The following is a 25,119-nucleotide window of genomic DNA, read 5'->3' on the forward strand; positions in this document are numbered from 1 at the left end:
TGTCCACAAAGCGCCCGCGGGGCGCTTTTTGCTTTCAGCGTTGCGCGAGCATTTCCCTTGCGTGCTTGCGGGTGGTGTCGGTGATCTTGATGCCGCCCAGCATGCGGGCGATTTCCTCGGCGCGGGCCGCGTCGTCCAGGGGGGCGATGCGCGAGCGCGTGGTGCCGGCCTTTTCGGTCTTGCTGACCTGGTAGTGCGCGGTGCCGCAGGCTGCCACTTGGGGCAGGTGGGTCACGCACAGCACCTGGTGGCGGGCGCCGAGTTCGCGCAGCAGGCGTCCCACCACCTCGGCCACCGCGCCGCCCACGCCGCTGTCCACCTCGTCGAAGATCAGGGTGGGCACGCGTGCGGCGCTGCTGGCGATGACCGACAGCGCCAGCGAGATGCGGGCCAGTTCGCCGCCCGAGGCCACTTTCGCCAGCGGACGGGGGGTGGTGCCGGCGTGGCCGGCGACGTTGAATTCGACGGTCTCGGCGCCGGCGGCGGAGGCCGCGGCGGGCGAGAGCGAGACATCGAAGCGCCCGCCCTGCATGGCCAGTTGCTGCATGGCGTCGGAGACCTGCTTGCCCAGGTCCTTGGCGGCCTTGCGGCGCGCCTTGCCCAGGTCGGCGGCGGCCTGGTCGTAGGCCGTCTGCGCCAGTTCGGCCTGCTTGCGCAGCGCGTCGACATCGCTGGCCGCTTCCATGTCCGCCAGCCGGGCCTGCAGGTTTTCGTGCAGCGCGGCGAGATCGGCGGGTTCGGCGCGCAGCTTGCGTGCCAGATCGAAGACGGCGCCCAGCCGGGTTTCGACTTCCGCCAGCCGGGCGGGGTCGATGTCCACGCGGCCCAGGTAGCCCTGCAGGTCCGAGACCGCTTCGCCCACGGCGATGCGCGCCGAGTCCAGGTCGTCGTAGACGCTTTTCAGTGCGGGGTCGTGCTTGAGCAGGCCGCCGATGCGTTGCGCGGCGGTCTGCAGCCGCTGCAGCAGGGCGTCTTCGTCGTCGTCCAGCGCCGCCAGCGTTTGCTGGGCGCCGTCCAGCAGCGATTGCGCATGGGCCAGGCGATCATGTTCGGTCTGCAGGGTGTCCCACTCGCCGGGCTTGAGCGCCAGGCGTTCGAGTTCGTCGGCCTGCCACTGCAGGCGTTCGCGTTCGGCGGCCAGCGCGCTGGCGTCCTGCTCGGCGGTTTCCAGCTGGCGGGCCACCTGGCGCCAGGCCTTCCAGTGCTGGGCAACCGCCTGGCGCAGCGGGCCGTGGCCGCCGTGCGCGTCCAGCAGGTCGCGCTGCGCGTCGGCGCGCAACAGGCTTTGGTGGGCATGCTGGCCGTGGATGTCGACCAATTGGTCGCCCAGCTCGCGCAGTTGCGCGACGGTGGCGGGTACGCCGTTGATATAGCCGCGGCTGCGGCCCTGCGCGTCGACGACGCGGCGCAGCACCAGGGCTTCCGAGGCGTCGATGTCGCGCTCGGCCAGCCAGGCCTGTTGTTCGGGCGAGGCATCGAAGACCGCGCTGATGTCGGCGCGCGCCGCGCCTTCGCGCAGCACGCCGGCGTCGGCGCGGCCGCCCAGCGCAAGCGCCAGGGCGTCGATCAGGATGGACTTGCCCGCGCCGGTCTCGCCGGAGAAGACGGTGAAGCCGGGGCCGAGGGGGATCTCGGCTTCCTCGACGATGACGAAATCACGGACGTTCAGTGCGCGCAGCATGATGGGGTGGGTTACTCCGCCGTGTCGCCCGATTGCGGCATGCGATTCCAGTGCAGCTTGCGGCGCAGCGTCGAGAAAAAGCTGTAGCCCGGGGGATGCAGGAAGCGGATGGTGTGGGGAGCGCGGCGGACCTCGATGCGGTCGCCGGGCTGCAGGTCGGACCAGGTCTGCATGTCGAAATGGACGCTGGCACCATGTTCGACGCGGCCCATGGCCGTGAGCGTCATGTCCAGCACGACGTCGTCGGGCAGCACGATGGGTCGGTGCGAGAGGGTTTGCGGCGCCACGGGCACGAGCACCATGGCGTCCAGGCCGGGATGCAGCACCGGACCGCTGGCCGACAGCGCATAGGCCGTGGAGCCCGTGGGGGTGGCCACGATGAGGCCGTCGGCGCGCTGGGTGTACATGTAGACGCCGTCGACGTCCAGGCGCACTTCGATCATGCCGCCGCGGCCGGCGCGGTTCAGCACCACGTCGTTCAGCGCGGAGGCCTGGTACATGACCTCTTCCCCGCGGATCACACAGCCCGACAGCAGCATGCGGTCTTCGGCGTCGTAGCGGCCCTGCAGCACGTCGGCCAGGACCTTGTGCGCCTCGGTGAGCGGGACGTCGGTGATGAAGCCCAGCCGGCCATGGTTGATGCCGATGACGGGCACGCCGTGGGGCGCCAGCTGGCGCGCCGCGCCCAGCATGGTGCCGTCGCCGCCCACGATGACGGCCAGGCTCGCGCGCTGGCCGATTTCCTCATACGAGGCGGCTTCTATGTGAGACAGGCCCGTGTTGCGCGCGGTGTCGGTTTCGAGCAGGACATGCCGGCCCGCTTCCGCAAGGATGCGCGCAAGATTGCCCAGCAGGGTGTCCAGGCCCGTGTCCTGGTAGCGGCCTATCAGCGCGACGGTGGGAAAAAGCATGTTCGGGCGGCAGGGTGGAGGGCTGGGTTGGGTATCGGCGGATTATAGGGGGTGGCGGATGACGCGGTCATGGATGAAAATGCCACGCCGCGCAGCATCCGTGGCGTGGGCGTCCGGACTTGCGCCGCGTCATGGGGGCCGCGAAAAGGTGGCCATTGTGCCAACCCCGCATTGTCCCCAGCTTTCCCGGGAAAGAAACCCTCATAAAATAGGTCCCCATGGATGATCGCGCCCGCGCGCTGCTCAAAGCGCTCATAGAAAGATATATCGCCGACGGCCAGCCCGTCGGCTCGCGCACCCTGTCCAAGGTCTTCGACCTGTCGCCGGCCTCGATCCGCAACGTCATGGCCGATCTCGAGGATCTCGGGCTGATCCACAGCCCCCATACCTCGGCGGGACGCGTGCCCACGCCTCGCGGCTATCGGGTCTTTGCCGATACGCTGCTGGCGGCGCGCGCCTTCGAGGTCGTGTCGCCGGCCGAGGTGCGGGAGCTGTTGCCCCACACCGATCCCTCGCGCGCCATCGGCGCGGCGGCGCAGTTGCTGTCGAACCTGTCCCAGTTCGCGGGCGTGGTGCTGGCGCCCAAGCGCGCGCAGGTTTTCCGCCAGATCGAGTTCATCCGCCTGTCCGAGCGGCGCGTGCTGCTCATCATCGTGACGCCCGACGGCGACGTGCAGAACCGCATCCTGGCCGCGCCGCGCGATTACCCCGAGCACGAGCTGATCGAGGCCAGCAATTTCTTCAACCAGCATTTCGCGGGCAAGTCCTTCGATGCCGTGCGCGGCACGCTGGCCACCGAGCTGGCCCAGTTGCGCGAGGACATCTCGCGGCTGATGCTGGCCGCCGTCGAGGCCGGCACCGAGCCCAGCGACGAGAACGATGCCGTGGTGATCTCGGGCGAGCGCAAGCTGCTCGAGGTGGCCGACCTGTCGTCCGACATGGACCGGCTGCGCCGCATGTTCTCCATCTTCGAGCAGAAGACCCAATTGCTGCAGCTCCTGGACGCCTCCAGCCGCGCGCAGGGGGTGCAGATCTATATCGGCGGCGATTCGCAGCTGGTGCCCATGGAGGACATGACCGTCATCACCGCCCCCTATGGCGTGGACGGCCGGGTCGTGGGCACGCTGGGCGTCATCGGCCCCACCCGCATGGCCTACGACCGCGTCATTCCCATCGTCGACATCACCTCGCGGCTGCTTTCCAACGCCCTGAGCCACAACAACCCGTCGTCCTGACCCGTTCGCCTGCCGGGTCGGCGGCCTCACCGAGGTGTTCCCGTGTTTCTGCGCAATTTCAAGTACTTGTGGCCGGAGCGCTTCCTGCCTGAGCCTGCCTGGGCCGATCCCTTCGACACCGATCCGCCGCTGACGCCCGACGGTCCCCTGGGCGTGCTGCTGGTCAACCTGGGCACGCCGGATGAGCCGACCGCGCCGGCCATCCGCCGCTACCTGGCCGAGTTCCTGTCCGACCCGCGTGTCATTGAAATTCCGCGCTACCTTTGGCTGCCCATCCTGCACGGCATGGTGCTGCGGCGCCGTCCCGCCCGGCTGGCGCCGCGCTATGCCGATATCTGGATGGAAGGGGGCTCGCCCTTGCTCGTCTATACGCAACGGCAGGCCGCGGCGGTGCAGGACGTGCTGCGCGGGCGCGGGCTGTCGGTGCGCGTCGAGGCCGCCATGCGCTATGGCAACCCGTCCATCGCCGATACCATCGCGGCCCTGCGCCGCGAAGGCTGCGACCGCTTCCTGACCGTGCCGCTGTACCCGCAATACTCGGCCAGCACCACGGCCACGGTCATCGACCAGGTCGGCCGCGTGGCGGCAACCTTGCGCAACCAGCCCGAATTGCGCTTCCTGAAGCGCTTCCACGTGGATCCCGGCTATATCGGCGCGCTGGCGCACAGCATCCAGTCCTATTGGGACGCCAATGGCCGGGCGCAGAAGCTGCTGATGAGCTTCCACGGCCTGCCGCGCTACAGCATCGAGCTGGGCGACCCGTATTACCGCGATTGCCTGCAGACCGCGCGCGCCCTGCGCGAGCGCCTGGGGCTGCGCGAGGACGAGGTGGAGGTGTCCTTCCAGAGCCGCTTCGGTGCGGCGCGCTGGCTGGAGCCCTATACCGAGCCCACGTTGAAGGAACTGGCCCGCCTGGGTGTTACCGAGGTGGACGTGGTGTGCCCGGGCTTTACGGCCGATTGCATCGAAACGCTGGAGGAAATCGCCCAGGAAGGGCGCGACGCCTTCCTGGAGGCCGGCGGCAAGCGCCTGCGCTACCTGCCCGCGCTGAACGACGATCCGGCATGGATAACGGCCCTGTCCGACATGGTTCAAACTCAGTTACAGGGCTGGCCGGGCAGCGCCAGCCGGGCGCTATAAACTGGATCGACAGGCGCGCGGCAAGGGCTGCGCGCCGCCGTCCAGGAGCTGCTCATGACCCCAGACAACCGCAAATCCGGCCGCACGTCCCACATCGGCACCTCTTCCGAGCCGGGACACGGCAAGCTGAAGAAGGAAGACGCCCAGGAGCGCGAGCTCGACGAGGCGCTGGACGATACGTTCCCGGCTAGCGACCCGGTGGCGCTCACCCCCGAGCCCGACGAGGACAAGATCGACGAGGGCCTGGCCGAAACCTTCCCCGCCAGCGACCCCGTGGCCGTCAATCCCCATCGCAAGGAAAAATCCCGCTCCTGAGGCGCAGGGCAGGGGGGCGCCGCGTCTGCGGATCTCCCTGGTGAAGACAAGGTCTTGAAATTGTCGGGGGCGCCCCCAACTGCTGCCCAGACCCAGTTTTCACCCCGGAGGATATATCCATGACGGCGACGCACGAGTCCGCTGCCCCTGGCCCTGATCAGGAAGACCAAGCCGCGGCCCCCGCCCAGCCCCAGACCGTCGGCAGTCCCGACGCCCAGGCGCAAAGCCAGGCCGAGGCCGCCAGCGTCACCCAGGAAGCCCTGGACGCCGCCCAGGCCCAGGTTGCCGCGCTGCAGGATCAACTGCTGCGCGCCCAGGCCGAAATGGAAAATGTGCGCCGACGCGCCCAGGAAGAAGTCAGCAAGGCCCGCAAATTCGGCATCGAGTCCTTCGCCGAAAGCCTCGTGCCCGTGCGCGACAGCCTGGAAGCCGCCCTGGCCCAGGGCGAACAGACCGCCGAAGCCCTGCTGGGCGGCGTGGATGCCACCCTGAAGCAGCTGACTTCCGCCTTCGAGCGCAACCACCTGAAGGCCATCGCGCCCGAACCGGGCGAGAAGTTCGATCCGCACCAGCACCAGGCCATTTCCTCGGTGCCGTCCGAACATCCTGCCAACACTGTCGTCAATTGCCTGCAGAAGGGCTACCTGATCGCCGATCGCGTCCTGCGTCCGGCGCTGGTCATGGTGTCGGCCGGTCCGGCGGCCTGAGCAAAAAAAGCGGGGCGCCGCTTGAAATCCCTGGCCGGCGTCCCCAGTTTAGATACCAAGCAGGACAGGGGCCGCAAGACGGTCCGGTCCTCCAGGCATTCACCAAATATTCTCAATCAATTCAGTCAGGTAAGCCCATCATGAGCAAAATCATCGGTATCGACCTCGGCACCACCAACAGCTGCGTTGCCGTGCTGGAAGGCGGCCAGGTCAAGATCATCGAGAACGCCGAAGGCACCCGTACCACGCCCTCCATCGTCGCCTATCTGGAAGACGGTGAAACCCTGGTCGGCGCGCCGGCCAAGCGCCAGGCGGTCACGAATCCCCGCAACACCCTCTACGCAGTCAAGCGCCTGATCGGCCGCAAGTTCGAGGAAAAGGCGGTCCAGAAGGACATCGACCTGATGCCCTACAAGATCGTCAAGGCCGACAACGGCGACGCGTGGGTCGAAGCCCAGAACAAGAAGCTGGCGCCTCCCCAGGTGTCGGCCGACGTGCTGCGCAAGATGAAGAAGACCGCCGAGGACTACCTGGGCGAGGAAGTGACCGAAGCCGTCATCACGGTGCCGGCCTACTTCAACGACAGCCAGCGCCAGGCCACCAAGGACGCCGGCCGCATCGCCGGCCTGGAAGTCAAGCGCATCATCAACGAGCCGACCGCGGCCGCGCTGGCTTTCGGCCTGGATAAGAACGAGAAGGGCGACCGCAAGATCGCCGTCTATGACCTGGGCGGCGGCACGTTCGACGTGTCGATCATCGAAATCGCCGACGTCGATGGCGAGAAGCAGTTCGAAGTGCTGTCGACCAACGGCGACACCTTCCTGGGCGGCGAAGACTTCGACCAGCGCATCATCGACTACATCATCGGCGAGTTCAAGAAAGAGCAAGGCGTGGACCTGTCCAAGGACGTCCTGGCCCTGCAGCGCCTGAAGGAAGCCGCGGAAAAGGCCAAGATCGAACTCTCGTCCAGCCAGCAGACCGAGATCAACCTGCCCTACATCACGGCCGACGCCTCGGGTCCGAAGCACCTGAACCTGAAGATCACGCGCGCCAAGCTGGAAGCGCTGGTCGAGGACCTGATCGAGCGCACCATCGAGCCCTGCCGCGTGGCCATCAAGGATGCCGGCGTCAAGGTGTCCGAGATCCACGACGTGATCCTGGTCGGCGGCATGACCCGCATGCCCAAGGTGCAGGAGAAGGTCAAGGAATTCTTCGGCCGTGACCCGCGCAAGGACGTGAACCCCGACGAGGCCGTCGCCGCTGGCGCCGCCATCCAGGGCTCCGTGCTGTCGGGCGACCGCAAGGACGTCCTGCTGCTCGACGTGACCCCGCTGTCGCTGGGCATCGAGACGCTGGGCGGCGTGATGACCAAGATGATCCAGAAGAACACCACGATCCCGACGCAGTTCTCGCAGGTGTTCTCCACCGCCGACGACAACCAGCCGGCCGTGACCATCAAGGTCTTCCAGGGCGAGCGTGAAATCGCCGCGGGCAACAAGGCCCTGGGCGAGTTCAACCTGGAAGGCATCCCGCCCGCCGCGCGCGGCACGCCGCAGATCGAGGTCAAGTTCGACATCGACGCCAACGGCATCCTGCACGTCTCGGCCAAGGACAAGGGTACCGGCAAGGAAAACAAGATAACCATCAAGGCCAACTCGGGCCTGACGGATGAGGAAATCCAGCGCATGGTGAAGGACGCGGAAGCCAATGCCGCCGACGATCACCGCGTGGCGGAACTGGCCCTGACCCGCAACCAGGCCGACGGCCTCGTGCACAGCACCCGCAAGGCGCTGTCCGAGCACGGCGACAAGCTGGAAGCGGCCGATAAGGACGCCATCGAGGCTGCCATCAAGGACCTCGAGGAAGCCCTGAAGGGCACGCCCGACAAGGCCGAGCTGGACGCCAAGATCGAGACGCTGTCGACCGCCTCGCAGAAGCTCGGCGAGAAGATGTACGCCGATGCGCAGGCGCAGCAGGCCGCCCAGCAGCAGGCCGCGGCTGACGGCGCAAAGCCGGTGGACGACGACGTGGTCGACGCCGACTTCAAGGAAGTCAAGCGCGACCAGTAAGCGGCATTCCTCCGCGACAGCGCCCGGGGCCGGCCTTTTTCCGGCTGCCGGGCGCGGTCGTTCCGGCAGAGTACGCTGCCTTCGGGCGGCACAAGTTTTGAGCAACCATGGCAAAACGCGATTACTACGAGATCCTTGGCGTCGCCAAGAACGCCTCGGATGACGAGATCAGGAAGGCCTATCGCAAGATGGCCATGAAGTACCACCCTGATCGCAATCCCGACAGCAAGGAAGCCGAAGAGAAATTCAAGGAGGCCAAGGAGGCCTACGAGATGCTCTCCGACGCCGGCAAGCGCGGCGCCTATGACCGCTACGGTCACGCGGGCGTCGACCCGAACGCGGCCGGCCCCGGCGGCGCGGGCATGCACGGCGGCTTCGCGGACGCCTTCGGCGACATCTTCGGCGAAATCTTCGGTGGCGCCGGCGGGCGGCGCCAGGGCGGCGGTCCCCAGGTCTACCGGGGCGCCGACCTGAAGTACGCGCTCGAGATCACGCTGGAGCAGGCAGCCAGTGGGTTCGACACCGAAATCCGGGTCCCCAGTTGGGAAAACTGCGATACCTGCCACGGTTCGGGCGCCAAGCCCGGCACGCAGCCCAAGACCTGCGGCACTTGCGGCGGCGCCGGCGCGGTGCGCATGCAGCAGGGCTTCTTCAGCGTGCAGCAGACCTGCCCCAAGTGCCACGGCACCGGCAAGGAAATTTCCGATCCCTGCCCGTCCTGCGATGGCGTGGGCCGCATCCGCCGCAACAAGACCCTGCAGGTCAAGATTCCGGCAGGCATCGACGACGGCATGCGCATCCGCTCCAGCGGCAATGGCGAGCCGGGCGTGAATGGCGGGCCGCCGGGCGATCTCTACGTCGAGATCCACCTGAAGCAGCACAAGATCTTCCAGCGCGACGGCGACGACCTGCATTGCGAGCTCACCATCCCGTTCACCACGGCCGCGCTGGGTGGCGACATCCAGGTGCCGACCCTGAACGGCAAGGCCGAGATCGCGATTCCCGAGGGCACGCAATCGGGCAAGACCTTCCGCCTGCGCGGCAAGGGCATCCGCGGCGTGCGCTCCAGCTATCCGGGCGATCTCTATTGCCACGTGGTGCTGGAAACGCCGGTGCGCCTGAGCGATGAGCAGAAGGGGTTGCTGCGCAAGTTCGAGGCCTCGCTGAACGACGGGGGCGATCGTCACTCGCCGCAAAGCAAGTCCTGGACGGACCGCGTGAAGGAGTTCTTCAGCTGATCCGTACGCGTGCGTTGCCGAGGCAAGGAGAAAGGCCAGTTCATTGAACTGGCCTTTTTCATGCCGCCGCCTGCGACGCGGGTCAGGAAAGTCTGACGCCGCACAAAACAGAACGGCGGCAAGCCAGGCTTGCCGCCGTCATTCAGCCCATCAGGCCATGCATGTGCATGCCGGCCCGAGGGTTCGGGCTGGATGGCTTACTGCTTCTTGGCCGGGTAGCCTTGCTCGCCCTGCGGCTTGCCGGTTTGCGAAGCGTGGTCACGCTCGGTCTTCACCTGGTCGGTGGACGGGGTGGGGGGCACGCCATCGCGGGTCTTGGCCGGATACTTCTGCTCGCCCTGCTGGCTCATGCCCTTGTGCTGGGCGGCGTCACGCTCCTGGCGCACTTCCTCGCGCGGCTTGCCGCCGGGGCCGCCGGTGCCGCCCGGCTTGTAGTCGTTGTTGCCCTTGGAGTCCGTGCCTTGCTGGGCCCCGGTGCTCACTTGGGCGACCAGTTGTGCGTCGCCGGGCGTGGCGGCACCGATACCGGCGGCCTGCACGGAAGCGGCGCCCAGCAGGGTGGCCGACGAAACGATCAGGATTTTGCTTAGCTTCTTCATGTGGACCTCCAGGTGTCTATCTGGTTTTGGAACGTCTGACAGGTGCTCGCCGGGTGGCGGCTTTGGTCAACCGTTGGACGCAGTATGGGCACCAAACCTTGCTGAAAAATCTTGAGCTGTGAACAGTTCCTACCGGGGCTCCCTGGGTAGCCCGGGGGCGGCGATTGCCAACCGGTGCGACCCGATGCGTTTGTTCACAGTCTCGCGACAAGACATTGGGCATTCACCCGCAATGCTGCGAACGTTGCGCGATGCAACACGCGTTTGGTCCGGGCTCAGGACGGGGAAAAGCGTCCGGATGCAAGAACCGAAATGCCCGTCTACACTCCAAGCCTCTCCTGGATGTCGAAATAAGGGATGTGAAATGGGATTCAAGCTGCCTCGCGCATGGCGTCTCCTGGCCGGCGTGGCCACGGGACTGGGACTCTGGAGCAGCCTGCCCGCCTGGGCGGCGACCCCGCCCGGCGTCACCCAGACCTCGGTGGTCGAAGGCATCACTGAATACCAGTTGAACAACGGCCTGCGCGTGCTGCTGGCGCCCGACGCGTCCAAGCCCACCACCACCGTCAACATGACCTATCTGGTCGGCGCGCGCGACGAGAACTACGGCCAGACCGGCATGGCGCACCTGCTCGAGCACATGCTGTTCAAGGGCACCTCCACCACGCGCAACGCCCTGGGCGAGTTCTCGCGCCGCGGCTTGCAGGCCAACGGCTCGACGTCCAGCGACCGCACCAACTATTTCGCCAGCTTCGCGGCCGACCCCGATACCCTCGAGTGGTACCTGGGCTGGCAGGCCGACGCCATGGTCAATTCGCTGATCGCCCGCGAAGACCTCGATTCCGAGATGACCGTGGTGCGCAACGAAATGGAAAGCGGCGAGAACAGCCCGTTCCGCGTGCTGATGCAGAAGATGCAGGCCGCTGCCTACCAGTGGCACAACTATGGCAAGAGCACCATCGGCGCCCGCTCCGACGTCGAAAACGTCGACGTGGCACAGCTGCGCGCCTTCTATCACCAGTACTACCAGCCCGACAACGCCGTGCTCATCGTGGCGGGAAAGTTCGATCCCGACGCCACGCTCGCGGCCATCTCCGAGGCCTTCGGCAAGCTGCCGCGCCCCGAGCGCAAGCTGCCGGCCCGCTATACCGAAGAGCCGGTGCAGGACGGCGAGCGCGCGGTGACGCTGCGCCGCACGGGCGGCACGCCGCTGGTGGCCGCCATGTATCACATTCCCGCCGGCGCCAGCGCCGATTTCGCGGCCTTCGACCTGGCCACGCAGATCCTGACCGACACGCCTTCGGGCCGCCTGTACGGGGCGATGGTGCCGAACGAGCTGGCCGCGTCGGTGTTCGGTTTCACCTTCGACCAGCATGATCCCGGCCTGGTCATGTTCGGCGCGCAGCTGCAGCCGGGCATGCCGCAGGAGAAATCGCTGGCCAGCCTGACCGACACGCTGGAGTCGCTGGGCGAGCATCCTTTCACGCAGGCCGAACTGGACCGCGCGCGCAGCCAGTGGCTGTCGGCCTGGGAGCAGACCTACAGCGATCCCGAGAAGGTGGGCGTGGCGCTGTCCGAAGCCATCGCCTCGGGTGACTGGCGTCTGTTCTTCCTGCAACGCGACCGCGTGCGCGACGCCAAGCTGACCGAGGTGCAGCGCGTGGCCGAAGCCTATCTGGTGCGCAGCAACCGCACGGAAGGCCGCTATGTGCCGACCGAAGGGCCGCGCCGCGCCCCCGCGCTCGGCACGCCGGACCTGGCTGCGATCTTCAAGGACTACAAGGGCGACCCGGATTTCCGCCAGGCCGAGGCCTTCGACCCGACCCCGCTGAACATCGACAACCGTACCCAACGCAGCACGCTGGACCTGCCCAATGGTCCGGTCAAGCTGGCGCTGCTGCCCAAGGCCACGCGCGGCGAGCGCGTGCAGGCCGAACTGCAGTTGCAGTTCGGCGACGCCGAATCGTTGAAAGGCCTGCGCCTGACCTCCAGCGTGGTGGGCGACCTGCTGACGCGCGGCACCAACAAGCTGACCCGCCAGGAAATCCGCGACCGCATCGATGGCCTGCGCGCCACGGTGTCGCTGGCCGGTGGCGGCACCACCGTCTCGGCCAGCATCTCGGCGCCGGGCGAGAACCTGCCCGCCGTGGTCGCCCTGCTGCTGGACGTGCTGCGCAATCCCAGCTTCCCGCAGCCCGAGCTGGATGAATACCTGCGCCAGTCGGTGACGGCCGTGCGTAGCGCCATGACAGAGCCCACGGCTCTGGCCTCGCGCGCGCTGGCGCGGCATGGCAACGACTGGCCGGCCGACGACATCCGCTACGTGCCGACCTTCGACGAGTCGCTGAAGGAGCTGGGCACGGTCAACCGCAAGGACCTGGTCGATTTCCACAAGCGTTTCTATGGCGCTGGCGCGATCAGCTTCTCGGCCGTGGGCGACTTCGACTCGGCCAAGGTGCAGAAGGCGCTGAAGGATGGGCTGGCCGGCTGGCGCCAGGCGCCCGGCTATACGCGCGTCAGCGATCCGTACCGCGAGATCAAGGCCGCGCACCAGGACATCGATACGCCCGACAAGGCCAATGCCTTCTACATCGCGCGCATGCCGCTGGCCCTGCGCGACAACGATCCCGACTTCGTGCCGCTGTACCTGGCGAACTTCCTGCTGGGCACCTCGGAAACCTCGCGCCTGTGGAACCGCGTGCGCGAGAAGGAAGGCCTGTCCTACAACGTGCGCAGCAGCCTGTCGGTCTCGGCCTACGAGCCGTCGGCCAGCTGGACGGTCTATGCCATTTTCGCGCCGCAGAACCGTGCGCGGCTGGAAACGGCCATTTCCGAGGAGCTGGCGCGTGTCCTGAAGGAAGGCTTCAGCGCCAAGGAAGTCAAGGAAGGCGTGGCGGCATTGTTGAACTACCGCCGCCTGGCGCGCGCGCAGGACGACGTGCTGGCCTCGACCTGGGTGGACTACCTGGATCGCGGCCGCAGCTTCGAGTGGTCGGCCAATGTCGATCGCGCGATCTCGGCCCTGAGCGTGGAGGACGTCAACGCGGCCCTGCGCCGGCACTTGAAGCCGGACGCCTTCAGCAGCGTGACGGCGGGGGATTTCACGAAGAAGGACCTGGGCGGGAAGCCCGCCGAGGCGCAGGCCCCGGCAGCAGCGCCCGCGAAGTAATCCGCCGGCCTCGGGCGGCTGGGCGGGCTACTTCGCCAGCACGCGCATCGCCTGCTCGATGCCTGCCACGCTGACCGGGTACATCCGGTCGTGCATCAGGTCTCGCAGCAGCGCGATGGATTGCCGGTATTGCCAATAGGCGGCGGGCTCGGGATTGAGCCACACCGCCTTGGGCCAGGCATCGAGCAGGCGGCGCAGCCAGACCGCGCCCGCCTCGTCGTTGTAGTGCTCGACCGAGCCGCCCGGCTGCAGGATTTCATACGGGCTCATGGTGGCGTCGCCCACCACGATCAGCCGCCAATCCGCGTTGTACTTGCGCAGCACGTCCACTGTCGGAATGCGCTCGGCCTGGCGTCGTGCGTTGTTCTGCCACAGGCTTTCATACGGGCAGTTGTGGAAGTAATACACCTCCAGGTGCTGGAACTCGCCGCGCGCGGCCGAAAACAGTTCCTCCACGCGCGCGATGTGGTCATCCATGCTGCCGCCGACATCCAGCAGCATCAGCACCTTGACGTTGTTGCGGCGTTGCGGGACCAGCTTCAGGTCCAGCCAGCCGGCATTGCGCGCCGTGCCCGCGATGGTGCCGTCCAGGTCCAGTTCCTCCGCCGCGCCTTCGCGCGCGAAGCGCCGCAGGCGGCGTAGCGCCACCTTGAAGTTGCGCGTGCCCAGCGCCAGCGTGTCGTCGTAATCGCGATAGTCGCGGGCATCCCAGACCTTCACCGCGCTGCGCTGGCGCGATTCGCCGCCGATACGCACGCCCTCGGGGTGGGTGCCGCCGTGGCCGAAGGGCGAGGTGCCGCCCGTGCCTATCCATTTGCTGCCGCCTTCGTGGCGGCCCGTCTGCTCGGCCAGACGTTCGCGCAGCATGTCCATCAGCTTCTGCCAGCCATGGCGTTCCAGCGCTGCCTTCTCTGCCGGGCTCAGGATGCGTTCGATGCGCTGCACCAGCCAGTCGGCGGGGATCTCGGGCGTGTCGGGCGCGGCGGGCAGGCCTCGCACGTAGCTGCCGAAAGCCTGGTCATAGCGGTCGTACAGCGACTCGTCCTTGATGAGCGTGAGGCGAGCCAGGTAATAGAAATCGTCCAGCGTGGGCGAGACGCCCGGCTGGCGCAGGGCGTCCAGCAGGGTCAGGTATTCGCCCACCGACACCGGCAGGCGATTGGCCCGCAGGTGCTGGAAGAATTCAAGCAGCATGGCGGCTGAACTGGTAATGCAGGTGCGCCTTGACCTCGGGCCATTCGCCCGCCACGACGCTGTACATGACCGTGTCGCGCACCGTGCCGTCGCGGCGCAGGGCGTGATGGCGGATGACGCCGTCGCGCTTGGCGCCCAGCCGTTCGATGGCGCGCTGCGAGGTCAGGTTGTAGTTGTCGGTGCGCCAGCCCACCACCTTGGCGCCCAGCGTCTCGAAGGCGTGCGTGAGCAGCAGCAGCTTGCACGCGCTGTTCACGTGCGTGCGGTGCCAGCTGGCGGCGTACCAGGTGTAGCCGATCTCGACGCGCGCCACCGGGGCCAGGATGTCGTGATAGCGGGTGGTGCCGATGATGCGCCCGCTGTCGTCTTCGCGCACCGCGAAGGGCAGCATGCCGCCGGCGTCACGGCCCGCCAGCGCGGCCGTGACATAGGCTGCCATCTGGCCGGGTTCGGGCACCGAGGTCAGGCGATTGCGCCACAGCTCGCCATCGGCGGCGGCGGCCTCCAGGGCCGCCACGTGCGAGGCGTCCAGCGGCACCAGCGTCACGCCGTGGCCGGCCAGGGTGAGCGGGGAGGGAGCGATGGCGAAAGCAGTGTCGGGCATGCGGCGTGTCCTTGGAGGCTGGCGGAATAGGAAAGGGTTCAGCGGCGTTGGCCGGCACGCGTGACGGCGGCCAGGCGTTCCAGCAGCTGCAGGTCCTGCTCGTTCTTCAGCAGGGCCCCCGCCATGGGCGGGATCGCGGTGGCGGCGTGCGCATCGATCTCGGCGGCGCTCATGTCTTCGGCCAGCAGCAGGCGCAGCCAGTCGATCAGTTCCGACGTGGATGGCTTCTTCTTCAGGCCGGGCGCCTCGCGCAGCGCCAGGAAGGCGTCCAGCGCCGCGCGCAGCACGTCCTGGCGCAGGTCGGGGTAGTGCACCGCGACGATCTCGCGCAGCGTTTCGCGGTCCGGGAAGCGGATGTAGTGGAAGAAGCAGCGGCGCAGGAAGGCGTCGGGCAGGTCCTTCTCGTTGTTGGAGGTGATGACGACCAGCGGCCGATGTACGGCGCGCACGGTCTCGCGCGTTTCGTACACGTGGAATTCCATGCGGTCCAGTTCGCGCAGCAGGTCGTTGGGGAATTCGATGTCGGCCTTGTCGATCTCGTCGATCAGCAGCACCACGGGCTCGGGGCTGGCGAAGGCCTGCCACAGCACGCCGCGCAGGATGTAGTGGCGGATGTCGCGCACCTTCTCGTCGCCCAGTTGCGAGTCGCGCAGCCGCGAGACGGCGTCGTATTCGTACAGGCCCTGCTGCGCCTTGGTGGTGGACTTGATGTGCCATTGCATCAGCGGACGGCCCAGCGCCTCGGCCACTTCCTCGGCCAGCAGCGTCTTGCCGGTGCCGGGTTCGCCCTTGATCAGCAGCGGGCGTTGCAGGGTGAGGGCGGCATTGACCGCGAGCTTCAGGTCGTCCGTGGCCACATAGCGGGATGATCCTTCATAGCGGGCGGTGGGGGCGGGAGAGGTCATGGGCGTCGCAGTCGGGTAAGCGCGGAAGAGGGCAGAACGCCGCTGTCGCGGACCTGGCGGACTGCGCCGGGAATGCCGTCAACAGGGTATCGGCGTGGCGTCAAGAGGGGCTTGCGAGGCCTTGCAAAAGGCCTTTGCTGCTGGTCAATTATCGTACAATCGGCAGGTTTTGCGGTCGGGGCGCCTCGCCCGGAACCTCTCCTTCAGCCAATAATTCAAGAGACAAACCCATGAAGTTGAGAAACACCCTGAAGCGCATGAAGTTCAAGACCAGAGGGCCTGCCTTGGCATTGGCGGTCTCCTGTCTGGCCGCCGGTCAGGCCCTCGCGGCCGACGCGGCAATCACCGGGAATGTCGAGGCCGCACGCGGCAAGGTGTCGATGTGCATCGGCTGCCACGGCATTCCGGGCTACAAGGCCAGCTTCCCCGAGGTCTACCACGTGCCCAAGATCGCGGGCCAGAACGCCAAATACCTCGAAGCCGCCCTCCGCGAGTACGCCACTGGCGCGCGCAGCCATCCCACCATGGATGCGATCGCCAAGAGCCTGTCCGACCAGGACATTGCCGACCTGGCAGCCTACTACGCGAATCTCAAGTAATCGGAGGGCATGATGACACGCACCCAGCTTGCCCTTGCGGGCGCCGCACTGTTCCTGACCGCCCACGCCGCGGGCGCAGCCGACCTGGCCGCCGGCCGGGCCCTGTTCGAGAAGACCTGCGTTTCGTGCCACGGCGCGGACGCCAAGACCAGCGTCGATCCCTCCTATCCCATCCTGGCGGGCCAGCACGAGGACTATCTCGTGCATGCCCTGAAGGCCTATCGCCGCGGCCAGTCGGGCGCGCCCGCCACGGCCAACGTGCGCAAGAACGCCGTGATGGGCGCTTTCGCCGCCCAACTGTCCGACCAGGACATCGCCAACGTCGCCGCCTGGCTCGCCCGCCAGCCGAGCGACCTCGGCACGCGCCGCTGAGCCCGACGGCTCGATACCGATGCAGGCATGGCAGACGGGTCCGGGCCCGTCTGCATCGGCCCTCGGCTGCCGGTCTTCCCGGAACCGTTACCTTTTCTTGCTATAGTCTATTTCCGCCATTCCCGCCGTAGCCGGCCGGGCGGCGACCGCGCATGGCCGCGCCAGTCAGCGTTTCGTGACGGCGTGGCCGGCCGCGCGGGCAGGGCCGCAAGCGGCGCTCGCAGCGCGCCGTGCAGGTTTCCATCCATTCTGCGTAAAGAGCGAGTCAACGAGAAAAATGTCTACCACGTCGAAGATCATCTATACCCTTACCGATGAAGCGCCTGCCCTGGCGACGCATTCTCTCCTGCCGATCGTCAAGGCCTTCACCCGCTCGGCCGACGTGGTGGTCGAAACCCGTGACATCTCGCTGGCCGGCCGCATCATCGCCGTGTTCCCCGAGCGCCTGACGGATGCCCAGAAGGCCTCCGACGCGCTGTCCGAGCTGGGCCAGCTGGCCACCAAGCCCGAAGCCAACATCATCAAGCTGCCCAACATCAGCGCCTCGATCCCGCAGCTCAAGGCCGCGATCAAGGAACTGCAGCAGCAGGGCTACGACCTGCCCGACTATCCCGAAGAACCCGCCAACGACGCCGAGCGCGACGCCCGCGCCCGCTATGACAAGGTCAAGGGCAGCGCCGTGAACCCCGTGCTGCGCGAAGGCAACTCCGACCGCCGCGCGCCGCTGTCGGTCAAGAACTACGCCCGCAAGCACCCCCACAAGATGGGCGCCTGGTCGGCTGACTCGAAGTCGCACGTGTCGCACATGGCGTCCGGCGACTTCTACGGCAGCGAGAAGTCGGCGCTGGTCGCCAAGGACGGCAACGTCAAGATCGAACTGACGGCCGCCGACGGCAGCAAGACGGTCCTGAAGGAAAAGTTCGCCGTCTTCGCCGGCGACATCATCGACGCCGCCGTGCTGAGCGCCAAGGCGCTGCGCAGCTTCATCGACGCCCAGGTGGCCGACGCCCGCGAAAAGGGCGTGCTGTTCTCGGTCCACCTGAAGGCCACCATGATGAAGGTCTCCGACCCCATCATCTTCGGCATCGTGGTCTCGGTGTTCTACAAGGACGTGCTGGCCAAGCACGCCGACGCGCTGAAGGAAGTCGGCTTCGATCCCAATAACGGCATCGGTGACCTCTACACCAAGATCAAGGCCCTGCCCGCCGACAAGCAGGCCGCCATCGAGGCCGACATCCAGGCCGGCTACGCCAAGCTGCCGCAGCTGGCCATGGTGAATTCCGACAAGGGCATCACCAACCTGCACGTGCCCAGCGACGTCATCGTCGACGCCTCCATGCCCGCCATGATCCGCGACTCGGGCAAGATGTGGGGCGCCGATGGCCAGCTGCACGATACCAAGGCCGTGATCCCGGATCGCTGCTACGCCGGCGTCTACCAGGCCGTCATCGAGGACTGCAAGCAGAACGGCCCGTTCAACCCGGTCACCATGGGCAGCGTGCCCAACGTGGGCCTGATGGCGCAGGCCGCCGAGGAATACGGTTCGCACGACAAGACCTTCCAGCTGGCCGCCGACGGCGTGGTGCGCGTGCTGGACGAGTCCGGCGCCGTGCTGCTGGAGCAGGACGTCGAGGCCGGCGACATCTGGCGCATGTGCCGTGTGAAGGACGCCCCGGTGCAGGATTGGGTCAAGCTGGCCGTCAACCGCGCCCGCCTGTCGAACACGCCGGCCGTGTTCTGGCTGGATTCGGCCCGCGCCCACGACAGCCTGCTGATCAAGAAGGTCGAGCAGTACCTGAAGGATCACGACACCAAGGGCCTGGACCTGCAGATCCTGTCGCCCGTGGAAGCCACCAAGCATGCCATCGCCCGCATCCGCGACGGCAAGGACACCATCTCGGTGACCGGCAACGTGCTGCGTGACTACCTGACCGACCTGTTCCCCATCATGGAACTGGGTACCAGCGCCAAGATGCTGTCGATCGTGCCGCTGATGGCCGGTGGCGGCCTGTTCGAAACCGGCGCTGGCGGTTCGGCGCCCAAGCACGTGCAGCAGTTCCAGGAAGAGGGCTTCCTGCGCTGGGATTCGCTGGGCGAGTTCCTGGCCCTGGCCGCCTCGCTGGAACACCTGGGTGAAACCTATGGCAACGCCCGCGCCAAGGTGCTGGCCAAGACCCTGGACCAGGCCACCGGCAAGTTCCTGGACGAAGACAAGTCGCCTTCCCGCAAGGTGGGTGGCCTGGACAACCGTGGCAGCCACTATTACCTGGGCCTGTTCTGGGCCGAGGCGCTGGCCGCCCAGTCGGAAGACGCCGCCCTGGCCTCGCAGTTCGCACCGGTCGCCAAGGCCCTGCGTGACGGCGAAACCAAGATCCTGGCCGAACTGTCGGCCGCCCAGGGCAAGCCCGTGGACATCGGCGGCTACTACCGCCCGAACGTCGAGCAGGCCGGCAAGGCCATGCGCCCCAGCGCCACGCTGAACGCGGCGATCGATTCGCTGGGTTGATCCGGTACGCAAGCAACAGGAAGGGCACGCGCCTTGGGGCGCGTGCCCTTCCTGCATTTTGGCGGTGTCAGGCGGGCAAGCCCAGTTCGCGGGAAATCGCCTGCGCGCAGGCGAGCACGGTCGGTGCGAGTTCGGCCATGCGTTCGAGCGAAAGGTAAGGCACCGTGCTGGAAACGCTGATCGCGGCGACGATCTGGCGACTGGCGTCGCGGATCGGTGCGGCCACGCACCGGATCGACGGTTCGTTGTCTTCCAGGTCGTAGGCGTAGCCCTTGCCCGCGTAGTCGCGCATGCGTGTCTCGAAGGCCGCCCACGTCGGACCGGCCGGCGTGGCGTGCGCGACGATGGGCTCCCCCACCCGATGCAGCGCCTGCCATTGCGGCGAGCCATCGTCGAGCATCAGCGCCTTGCCCACGCCCGTCAGGGCCAGCGGCATGCGCGAGCCCACGCGCGAACGCATTTCCAGTCCCTTCTTGCCAGGAATCTTGTCCAGGTAGAGCGCTTCGTCACCGTCGCGCACGGCCAGGTGGATCGTGTCGCCCGTCAAGGCCGCGAGTCCTTCCAGATGCGGGCGTGCGAGCGTGGTGATGGGGAAGGCCTCGCGTGCCTGGTAACCCAGTTCCACCAGGCGCGGGCCCAGGGCATAGCCCATGCCGGGTACGACGCGAAGATAGCGTTCCTGCACCAGGCAACTGGCCAGGCGGTGGGCGGTGCTGCGGGGCACGTCGAGACTGGCGCACAAGGCCTTGAGGTCGCGGGCGCCGGCGGCCACCGCGTGGATGACGGCCAGCCCGCGCAGCAACGTCTGGGTGCCGGTGAGGGGGGGGGCGCCTGGGCTGGATGAGTCGGACAAGCATGGGCTCCTGGAAATCGCGCTGTGGAGGATACCTGGGAGTGGGCGCGGGCAACACTGGCCGCGTCCTTTCCAGCGAGCATTGTGCCGCATATTATCCCTATATTTGGGATGCAATGTCTAATTTTGAGATTTTTTCGCTGCTGGACTAGAATCCGCCGACAACGGCGCCATGCATGGCGCGCACCACCGGATTGCCAGGAGCTGGATTTGATACAGGCAGCACGCGCCGCGCTGATAGCACTCGACTGGGGCACTTCGTCGCTGCGCGCCTATCGGCTGGATGCGCATGGCAACGTGCTCGACGCGCGCAACCTGCCCTGGGGCATCATGCGCCTGCCCGAGGCGGATCCGGGTGATGCCGGCGGTTCGCTGCATGCGCGTTTCGAGATCGCCTTCGAAGCGGCCTGTGGAGACTGGCTACGCCAGCAACCCGGGCTGGCCGTCATCGCCTGCGGCATGGTGGGCAGCGCGCAGGGCTGGCGCGAAGCGCCTTACCTGGACGTCCCCGCCGGCCTGCCTGACATCGGAAGCACGTTGACCCGGGTCGATCGTGGCCAGGGCACGCCGCTGCACATCGTGCCGGGCCTGTCGCAGGGCGGGGCGCTGCCGAACGTCATGCGTGGCGAGGAAACACAGATCGCCGGCATCGTGGCGGGACTGCCGTCCCACCAAACGCCCAACCTGCTGGTCTGCCTGCCCGGCACCCATTCCAAATGGGTACGCGTCACCGGCCAGCGGATCGCACACTTCGATACCTTCATGACCGGCGAGGTCTATGCCGCGTTGCGCGAACACACCCTCCTGGGGCGGACCATGCGCGACGGGCAGGGCGAGGATGCACAGTCCTTCGCGCAAGGGCTTGCCGTGGCCGGTACGCCCGAAGGCCGCGCGGGCGTGCTGTCGACCATCTTCAGTACCCGCACGCTGGGCCTGGCGGGCCGCTTGCCCGCCACGGGCCAAGCCGACTATCTGTCCGGCCTGTTGATCGGCCACGAGGTCGCCAGCCTGCTGGCCATGCGCGCGCCCGCGCAAGCGACCCTCGTGCTCTGTGGCCAGGCGAGCCTGTGTGCCCGCTATGAGCAGGCGCTGGCGTACTACGGTGTGCGCGATGTCGTCCATGCTCCGCAGGCCACCGAGCGCGGGCTGTGGCTCATCGCGCGCGGCGCGGGCCTGCTCGCCGGCTGAAGGTCGCACGCCCTTCGAATGTTCCAGACAACGAGAGAGAGAGAGACCATGCCGCAACAGACCTTCGAAGCCGCCTTGTCCCAATGCCCCCTGATTGCCATCCTGCGCGGCCTGGCACCCAGCCAGGCCCGGGAGATCGGGCAGTCGCTGTACGAGACCGGTTTCCGCCTGATCGAGGTACCACTCAATTCGCCGCAGGCGCTTGAGAGCATTGCCCTTCTGCGCGGCTGCCTGCCCGCCGATTGCGTGATCGGGGCGGGCACCGTCATGACCCCGCAGGCGTGCGCCGAGGTGGCCGAGGCCGGTGGCCAGATCATCGTGATGCCGCACAGCGATCCGGCGGTGATCCGTGCCGCCAAGGCGGCGGAGCTGGCCTGCTGCCCCGGCGTGGCCACGCCCACCGAAGCGTTCGCGGCGCTGGCAGCGGGCGCGGATGTGCTGAAGATGTTCCCGGCCGAGCAGTTGGGGGTGCCCGTGCTCAAGGCCTGGCGGGCGGTGATGCCTGCCTCCATCCGGCTCGTGCCCGTGGGCGGCATCACGCCCGGGAACCTCGATGCCTTCGTGAAGGCCGGCGCCAGTGGCTTCGGCCTCGGATCAGCGCTCTACAAGCCAGGCCAGGACGGCCGGCAGGTGGGCGCGCAGGCGCGCGCCTTCATCCAGGCCTGGTCGCAGGCAACGCCTGCCCACGCCTGACCGCGACATAGACACATAACAGCAAAACAAGGAGCCACGCACATGAAGATCACCAAGCTCACGACCTACATCGTCCCGCCTCGTTGGTGCTTTCTGAAGATCGAAACGGACGAGGGCATCGCCGGCTGGGGCGAGCCCGTGCTGGAGGGCCGCGCGCATACGGTGGCGGCCGCCGTCGAGGAACTGGCCGACTACCTGGTGGGCAAGGACCCGCGCAACATCGAGGATCATTGGACCGTGCTGTATCGCGGCGGTTTCTATCGCGGCGGCGGCGTTCTGATGAGCGCGCTGGCGGGCATCGACCAGGCGCTTTGGGACATCAAGGGCAAGTCGCTGGGGGTGTCCGTCTCGCAATTGCTGGGCGGCAACGTCCGGGACCGCATCCGCGTGTACTCCTGGATCGGCGGCGACCGCCCGGCCGATACCGCGCAGGCAGCCAGGTCGGCCGTCGAGCGCGGCTTCAGCGCGGTGAAGATGAACGGCACCGAGGAGCTGCAGTTCGTCGACTCCCACGACAAGGTGGAAAAATGCCTGGAAAACGTGGCCGCCGTGCGCGAGGCGGTGGGCCCGGACGTGGGCATCGGCGTCGATTTCCATGGCCGGGTGCACAAACCCATGGCCAAGGTGTTGATCAAGGAACTCGAGCCCTACAAGCTGATGTTCATCGAGGAGCCGGTGCTCAGCGAACACTACGAAGCCCTGAAGGAACTGGCGCCGCTGTCGTCCACGCCCATCGCGCTGGGCGAGCGCCTGTTCTCGCGCTGGGACTTCAAGCGGGTACTGTCCGAAGGCTACGTGGACATCATCCAACCCGATCCTTCGCACGCGGGCGGCATCACCGAAACCCGCAAGATCGCCGCGATGGCCGAGGCCTATGACGTGGCGCTGGCCCTGCATTGCCCGCTGGGTCCGATCGCGCTGGCCACCTGCCTGCAGATCGACGCAGGCTGCTACAACGCCTTCATCCAGGAGCAAAGCCTGGGCATCCACTACAACGCCGCCAACGACCTGTTGGACTACATCGGCAACCGCGAGGTGTTCGCCTACGAAGACGGCATGGTGAAGATCCCGCAGGGCCCGGGCCTGGGCATCGAGGTCAACGAGGAGTACGTGAAGGAGCGCGCGGCGGTCGGCCATCGCTGGCGCAATCCGGTCTGGCGCCATGCCGACGGCAGCTTCGCCGAGTGGTAAGCCGCCCGCCTGCCTCATAGCGGCGCGACAAGCCGCCCCCAAAAGAGAACTGGAGTAGACACCTCATGAATACCGCCGCAGCCGGCGCGCTGCCGGGCCAGAAGGCCACCCGCTCGCGCTATCTCATCATGGTGATGCTGTTTGTCACCGTCGTCATCAACTATCTGGACCGCAGCAACCTCTCGATCGCGGCGCCCGCCCTGCGCGACGAGTTCGGCTTGAGCACCGTGCAGGAAGGCCTGCTGCTCTCGGCTTTCGGCTGGACCTATGCGGCCATGCAGATCCCGGGCGGCTGGCTGGTCGACCGCGTGTCGCCCCGCCGGCTGTACGCGGCGGCACTGATCCTGTGGTCTCTCGGCACTTTCTTCATGGGGCTGTCCACGAGCTTCCTGCTGCTTTTCGTGCTGCGCCTGACGGTGGGCGCGTTCGAGGCCCCCGCCTACCCGATCAACAACCGTGTGGTGACGGCCTGGTTCCCCGAGCGCGAGCGCGCCACCGCCATCGGCTTCTATACCTCGGGACAGTTCGTGGGCCTGGCATTCCTGACGCCGGTGCTGGCCTGGCTGCAGCATCACTACGGCTGGCACATGGTCTTTCTCAGCACGGGCCTGCTCGGCATCGTTTGGGGCGTCATCTGGTATCTGGTCTATCGCGAGCCGCGCGACTTCAAGGGCGCCAACCAGGCCGAACTCGACCTGATCCAGCAAGGCGGCGGAGTCGTCGACCTGGGCAAGCAGGCGCACAAGGCAAAGCAGCCCTTCAACTGGACCGACCTGGGCCTGGTGATGAGCCGCCGCAAACTCTGGGGCGTGTATCTGGGCCAGTTCTGCCTGACCTCGACGCTTTGGTTCTTCCTGACCTGGTTTCCGACCTACCTCGTGAAATACCGCGGCATGGACTTCATCAAGTCGGGCTTTCTGGCCTCGGTGCCTTTCCTGGCCGCCTTCGTCGGCGTGCTTTGCTCGGGCTTGCTGTCAGACTTCCTGGTTCGCCGCGGCGCCTCGGTCGGCTTGGCGCGCAAGTTGCCGATCATCCTGGGCCTGCTGATCTCGACTTCGATGATCGGCGCGAACTTCACCGATTCGACGAACTGGGTGATCTTCTTCCTGGCCGTGGCCTTCTTCGGCAACGGCCTGGCCTCGATCACCTGGTCGCTGGTGTCCGCGTTGGCGCCCACGCGCCTGCTCGGGCTGACTGGCGGCGTGTTCAATTTCATCGGCAACCTGTCATCCATCTGCACGCCCATCGTGATCGGCTTCCTCGTCAGCGCCGACAACTTCGCGCCAGCCATCGTCTACGTCGCGACGCTGGCGCTGCTGGGCGCCTTGTCTTATATCCTGCTGGTCGGCAAGGTCGAGCGGATCGAGGCCTGATTCGGGGCCAAACGCAGCACCGTGCCGTTATCCGGGTTGGCGCCCCGGCAGCGGCGGGCTGCCGCGGGGCCCTGGCGGGCGGCGATCAGTTCGCGTGCCCGGCCCGCTGGCGGATCAGTTCGATATACGCGTCGCTGTCCAGCGGCGTGCCCAGGCGCTGCGATTCCCAGACCACCTGGCCCAGGCATTCCATGATTTCGTGGATGGCGTGGTGGTGGTCCGTGCGCGCGGCCATGCGTTCGTAGGCGCTGCGGATGCCGCGCGGGTGGTCGATCTGCAACTGCTCGGCGATGGCCAGGTGCATCGAAAGATGCAGGAAGGGATTGGTGCGGCCCGACTCCACGGAGAACTCGGCCGTGAGCGCGTCGGGGCGCTCCAGGTCGGCGTGGTATTCCGGGTGCTCGGCGATCCAGTCGGTCGCGATGGTTTCCAGCGGCGTCTGGACTTCGCCGGCCTTGTGCTTGCGCCAGGCTTCCACGAAGAACTGGCGCACCTGGTCGCGGGAGGGATTGAACATGAGGGGACTTGCGTCAATGACGGACGGTAAAAGGCCATTTTACGCCTGCCGGATGTGCCG

The 25,119-nt window shown here is 67.1% G+C and carries 22 protein-coding genes; 14 read left to right on the top strand and 8 right to left on the bottom strand.

Going from position 1 to position 25,119, the window contains the following annotated elements; genetic code table 11:
* Positions 1-34: 34 nt before the first annotated feature.
* On the bottom strand, positions 35-1,681 hold the full coding sequence (gene recN, locus ODI_RS05555) for a DNA repair protein RecN (protein ID WP_067750472.1): 1,647 nt from the start codon (positions 1,679-1,681) through the stop codon (positions 35-37).
* Positions 1,682-1,692: 11 nt separating this feature from the next.
* Positions 1,693-2,592: an NAD kinase gene (locus tag ODI_RS05560; RefSeq protein ID WP_067750469.1), complete on the bottom strand. Its 900-nt coding sequence runs from the start codon at positions 2,590-2,592 to the stop codon at positions 1,693-1,695.
* Between the two features lie 218 nt (positions 2,593-2,810).
* On the opposite strand from ODI_RS05560, the gene hrcA reads away from it, so the two are divergent.
* From hrcA to dnaJ, 6 genes are all read left to right on the top strand, one after another.
* On the top strand, positions 2,811-3,827 hold the full coding sequence (gene hrcA, locus ODI_RS05565; RefSeq protein WP_067750466.1) for a heat-inducible transcriptional repressor HrcA: 1,017 nt from the start codon (positions 2,811-2,813) through the stop codon (positions 3,825-3,827).
* Positions 3,828-3,869: 42 nt separating this feature from the next.
* Positions 3,870-4,967, top strand: a complete 1,098-nt coding sequence (gene hemH, locus ODI_RS05570) for a ferrochelatase (RefSeq protein ID WP_067750463.1) — start codon at positions 3,870-3,872, stop codon at positions 4,965-4,967.
* 54 nt (positions 4,968-5,021) lie between these two features.
* The gene (locus ODI_RS05575; RefSeq protein ID WP_067750460.1) at positions 5,022-5,282 is read left to right on the top strand and encodes a hypothetical protein; all 261 of its coding nucleotides are present in this window, start codon (positions 5,022-5,024) and stop codon (positions 5,280-5,282) included.
* A 119-nt stretch (positions 5,283-5,401) separates the two neighbouring features.
* Entirely contained in the window at positions 5,402-5,989 is a 588-nt protein-coding gene (grpE, locus tag ODI_RS05580; RefSeq protein WP_067750457.1) for a nucleotide exchange factor GrpE, read from the top strand.
* 119 nt (positions 5,990-6,108) lie between these two features.
* Positions 6,109-8,058 carry a molecular chaperone DnaK gene (gene dnaK / locus ODI_RS05585; protein ID WP_269460536.1) on the top strand — a complete coding sequence of 650 codons (1,950 nt, stop codon included), beginning with the start codon at positions 6,109-6,111 and terminating at the stop codon, positions 8,056-8,058.
* A gap of 107 nt (positions 8,059-8,165) precedes the next feature.
* Entirely contained in the window at positions 8,166-9,296 is a 1,131-nt protein-coding gene (dnaJ, locus tag ODI_RS05590) for a molecular chaperone DnaJ (protein ID WP_067750451.1), read from the top strand.
* A 197-nt stretch (positions 9,297-9,493) separates the two neighbouring features.
* Here dnaJ and ODI_RS05595 read toward each other — a convergent pair whose 3' ends face one another.
* Positions 9,494-9,895: a hypothetical protein gene (locus ODI_RS05595; protein WP_067750448.1), complete on the bottom strand. Its 402-nt coding sequence runs from the start codon at positions 9,893-9,895 to the stop codon at positions 9,494-9,496.
* A 364-nt stretch (positions 9,896-10,259) separates the two neighbouring features.
* Here ODI_RS05595 and ODI_RS05600 point away from each other — a divergent pair, with 364 nt between their 5' ends.
* Positions 10,260-13,064 carry a M16 family metallopeptidase gene (locus ODI_RS05600; RefSeq protein ID WP_082985188.1) on the top strand — a complete coding sequence of 935 codons (2,805 nt, stop codon included), beginning with the start codon at positions 10,260-10,262 and terminating at the stop codon, positions 13,062-13,064.
* Positions 13,065-13,091: 27 nt separating this feature from the next.
* Here ODI_RS05600 and ODI_RS05605 read toward each other — a convergent pair whose 3' ends face one another.
* From ODI_RS05605 to ODI_RS05615, 3 genes are read right to left on the bottom strand one after another with little or no spacing between them, the layout of a single operon-like run.
* Positions 13,092-14,258: a vWA domain-containing protein gene (locus ODI_RS05605; RefSeq protein ID WP_067750445.1), complete on the bottom strand. Its 1,167-nt coding sequence runs from the start codon at positions 14,256-14,258 to the stop codon at positions 13,092-13,094.
* Positions 14,248-14,862, bottom strand: a complete 615-nt coding sequence (locus ODI_RS05610) for a GNAT family N-acetyltransferase (RefSeq protein WP_067750443.1) — start codon at positions 14,860-14,862, stop codon at positions 14,248-14,250. Before ODI_RS05610 ends, ODI_RS05605 begins: the two co-directional genes overlap by 11 nt.
* A 38-nt stretch (positions 14,863-14,900) precedes the next feature.
* Positions 14,901-15,767: an AAA family ATPase gene (locus tag ODI_RS05615; protein WP_067750441.1), complete on the bottom strand. Its 867-nt coding sequence runs from the start codon at positions 15,765-15,767 to the stop codon at positions 14,901-14,903.
* Positions 15,768-15,997: 230 nt separating this feature from the next.
* Here ODI_RS05615 and ODI_RS05620 point away from each other — a divergent pair, with 230 nt between their 5' ends.
* From ODI_RS05620 to ODI_RS05630, 3 genes are all read left to right on the top strand, one after another.
* On the top strand, positions 15,998-16,366 hold the full coding sequence (locus ODI_RS05620; protein ID WP_067750439.1) for a c-type cytochrome: 369 nt from the start codon (positions 15,998-16,000) through the stop codon (positions 16,364-16,366).
* A 12-nt stretch (positions 16,367-16,378) separates the two neighbouring features.
* Positions 16,379-16,738, top strand: coding sequence for a c-type cytochrome (locus ODI_RS05625; protein WP_067750437.1), 360 nt, complete (start codon positions 16,379-16,381; stop codon positions 16,736-16,738).
* A gap of 277 nt (positions 16,739-17,015) precedes the next feature.
* The gene (locus tag ODI_RS05630) at positions 17,016-19,244 is read left to right on the top strand and encodes an NADP-dependent isocitrate dehydrogenase (protein ID WP_067750435.1); all 2,229 of its coding nucleotides are present in this window, start codon (positions 17,016-17,018) and stop codon (positions 19,242-19,244) included.
* A gap of 67 nt (positions 19,245-19,311) precedes the next feature.
* On the opposite strand, the gene ODI_RS05635 is transcribed toward ODI_RS05630, so the two are convergent.
* Positions 19,312-20,097 (bottom strand): IclR family transcriptional regulator, encoded by a 786-nt coding sequence (locus ODI_RS05635; protein WP_067750433.1) that lies wholly within the window; start codon positions 20,095-20,097, stop codon positions 19,312-19,314.
* 213 nt (positions 20,098-20,310) lie between these two features.
* On the opposite strand from ODI_RS05635, the gene ODI_RS05640 reads away from it, so the two are divergent.
* From ODI_RS05640 to ODI_RS05655, 4 genes are all read left to right on the top strand, one after another.
* Positions 20,311-21,285, top strand: a complete 975-nt coding sequence (locus ODI_RS05640) for a 2-dehydro-3-deoxygalactonokinase (protein ID WP_067750564.1) — start codon at positions 20,311-20,313, stop codon at positions 21,283-21,285.
* A gap of 48 nt (positions 21,286-21,333) precedes the next feature.
* Entirely contained in the window at positions 21,334-21,978 is a 645-nt protein-coding gene (locus tag ODI_RS05645) for a 2-dehydro-3-deoxy-6-phosphogalactonate aldolase (protein ID WP_067750431.1), read from the top strand.
* 42 nt (positions 21,979-22,020) lie between these two features.
* Complete coding sequence (dgoD, locus tag ODI_RS05650; protein WP_067750429.1) at positions 22,021-23,169, top strand: galactonate dehydratase; 1,149 nt, start codon at positions 22,021-22,023, stop codon at positions 23,167-23,169.
* 65 nt (positions 23,170-23,234) lie between these two features.
* Positions 23,235-24,542: an MFS transporter gene (locus ODI_RS05655; protein WP_067750426.1), complete on the top strand. Its 1,308-nt coding sequence runs from the start codon at positions 23,235-23,237 to the stop codon at positions 24,540-24,542.
* Between the two features lie 85 nt (positions 24,543-24,627).
* Here ODI_RS05655 and ODI_RS05660 read toward each other — a convergent pair whose 3' ends face one another.
* Entirely contained in the window at positions 24,628-25,059 is a 432-nt protein-coding gene (locus tag ODI_RS05660) for a DUF1841 family protein (RefSeq protein WP_067750424.1), read from the bottom strand.
* Positions 25,060-25,119 lie beyond the last annotated feature (60 nt).

Source organism: Orrella dioscoreae (assembly GCF_900089455.2).
Classification (GTDB): Bacteria; Pseudomonadota; Gammaproteobacteria; order Burkholderiales; family Burkholderiaceae_B; genus Orrella; species Orrella dioscoreae.

Coding starts and splice junctions, on each gene's coding strand:
- ODI_RS05615 (WP_067750441.1), bottom strand. CDS start 15,767: ATGACCTCTCCCGCCCCCACCGCCCGCTATGAAGGATCATCCCGCTAT.
- ODI_RS05660 (WP_067750424.1), bottom strand. CDS start 25,059: ATGTTCAATCCCTCCCGCGACCAGGTGCGCCAGTTCTTCGTGGAAGCC.
- ODI_RS05575 (WP_067750460.1), top strand. CDS start 5,022: ATGACCCCAGACAACCGCAAATCCGGCCGCACGTCCCACATCGGCACC.
- ODI_RS05610 (WP_067750443.1), bottom strand. CDS start 14,862: ATGCCCGACACTGCTTTCGCCATCGCTCCCTCCCCGCTCACCCTGGCC.
- ODI_RS05600 (WP_082985188.1), top strand. CDS start 10,260: ATGGGATTCAAGCTGCCTCGCGCATGGCGTCTCCTGGCCGGCGTGGCC.
- recN (WP_067750472.1), bottom strand. CDS start 1,681: ATGCTGCGCGCACTGAACGTCCGTGATTTCGTCATCGTCGAGGAAGCC.
- ODI_RS05645 (WP_067750431.1), top strand. CDS start 21,334: ATGCCGCAACAGACCTTCGAAGCCGCCTTGTCCCAATGCCCCCTGATT.
- ODI_RS05605 (WP_067750445.1), bottom strand. CDS start 14,258: ATGCTGCTTGAATTCTTCCAGCACCTGCGGGCCAATCGCCTGCCGGTG.
- ODI_RS05655 (WP_067750426.1), top strand. CDS start 23,235: ATGAATACCGCCGCAGCCGGCGCGCTGCCGGGCCAGAAGGCCACCCGC.
- dnaJ (WP_067750451.1), top strand. CDS start 8,166: ATGGCAAAACGCGATTACTACGAGATCCTTGGCGTCGCCAAGAACGCC.
- dgoD (WP_067750429.1), top strand. CDS start 22,021: ATGAAGATCACCAAGCTCACGACCTACATCGTCCCGCCTCGTTGGTGC.
- hrcA (WP_067750466.1), top strand. CDS start 2,811: ATGGATGATCGCGCCCGCGCGCTGCTCAAAGCGCTCATAGAAAGATAT.
- ODI_RS05625 (WP_067750437.1), top strand. CDS start 16,379: ATGACACGCACCCAGCTTGCCCTTGCGGGCGCCGCACTGTTCCTGACC.
- ODI_RS05630 (WP_067750435.1), top strand. CDS start 17,016: ATGTCTACCACGTCGAAGATCATCTATACCCTTACCGATGAAGCGCCT.
- ODI_RS05560 (WP_067750469.1), bottom strand. CDS start 2,592: ATGCTTTTTCCCACCGTCGCGCTGATAGGCCGCTACCAGGACACGGGC.
- ODI_RS05620 (WP_067750439.1), top strand. CDS start 15,998: ATGAAGTTGAGAAACACCCTGAAGCGCATGAAGTTCAAGACCAGAGGG.
- ODI_RS05595 (WP_067750448.1), bottom strand. CDS start 9,895: ATGAAGAAGCTAAGCAAAATCCTGATCGTTTCGTCGGCCACCCTGCTG.
- grpE (WP_067750457.1), top strand. CDS start 5,402: ATGACGGCGACGCACGAGTCCGCTGCCCCTGGCCCTGATCAGGAAGAC.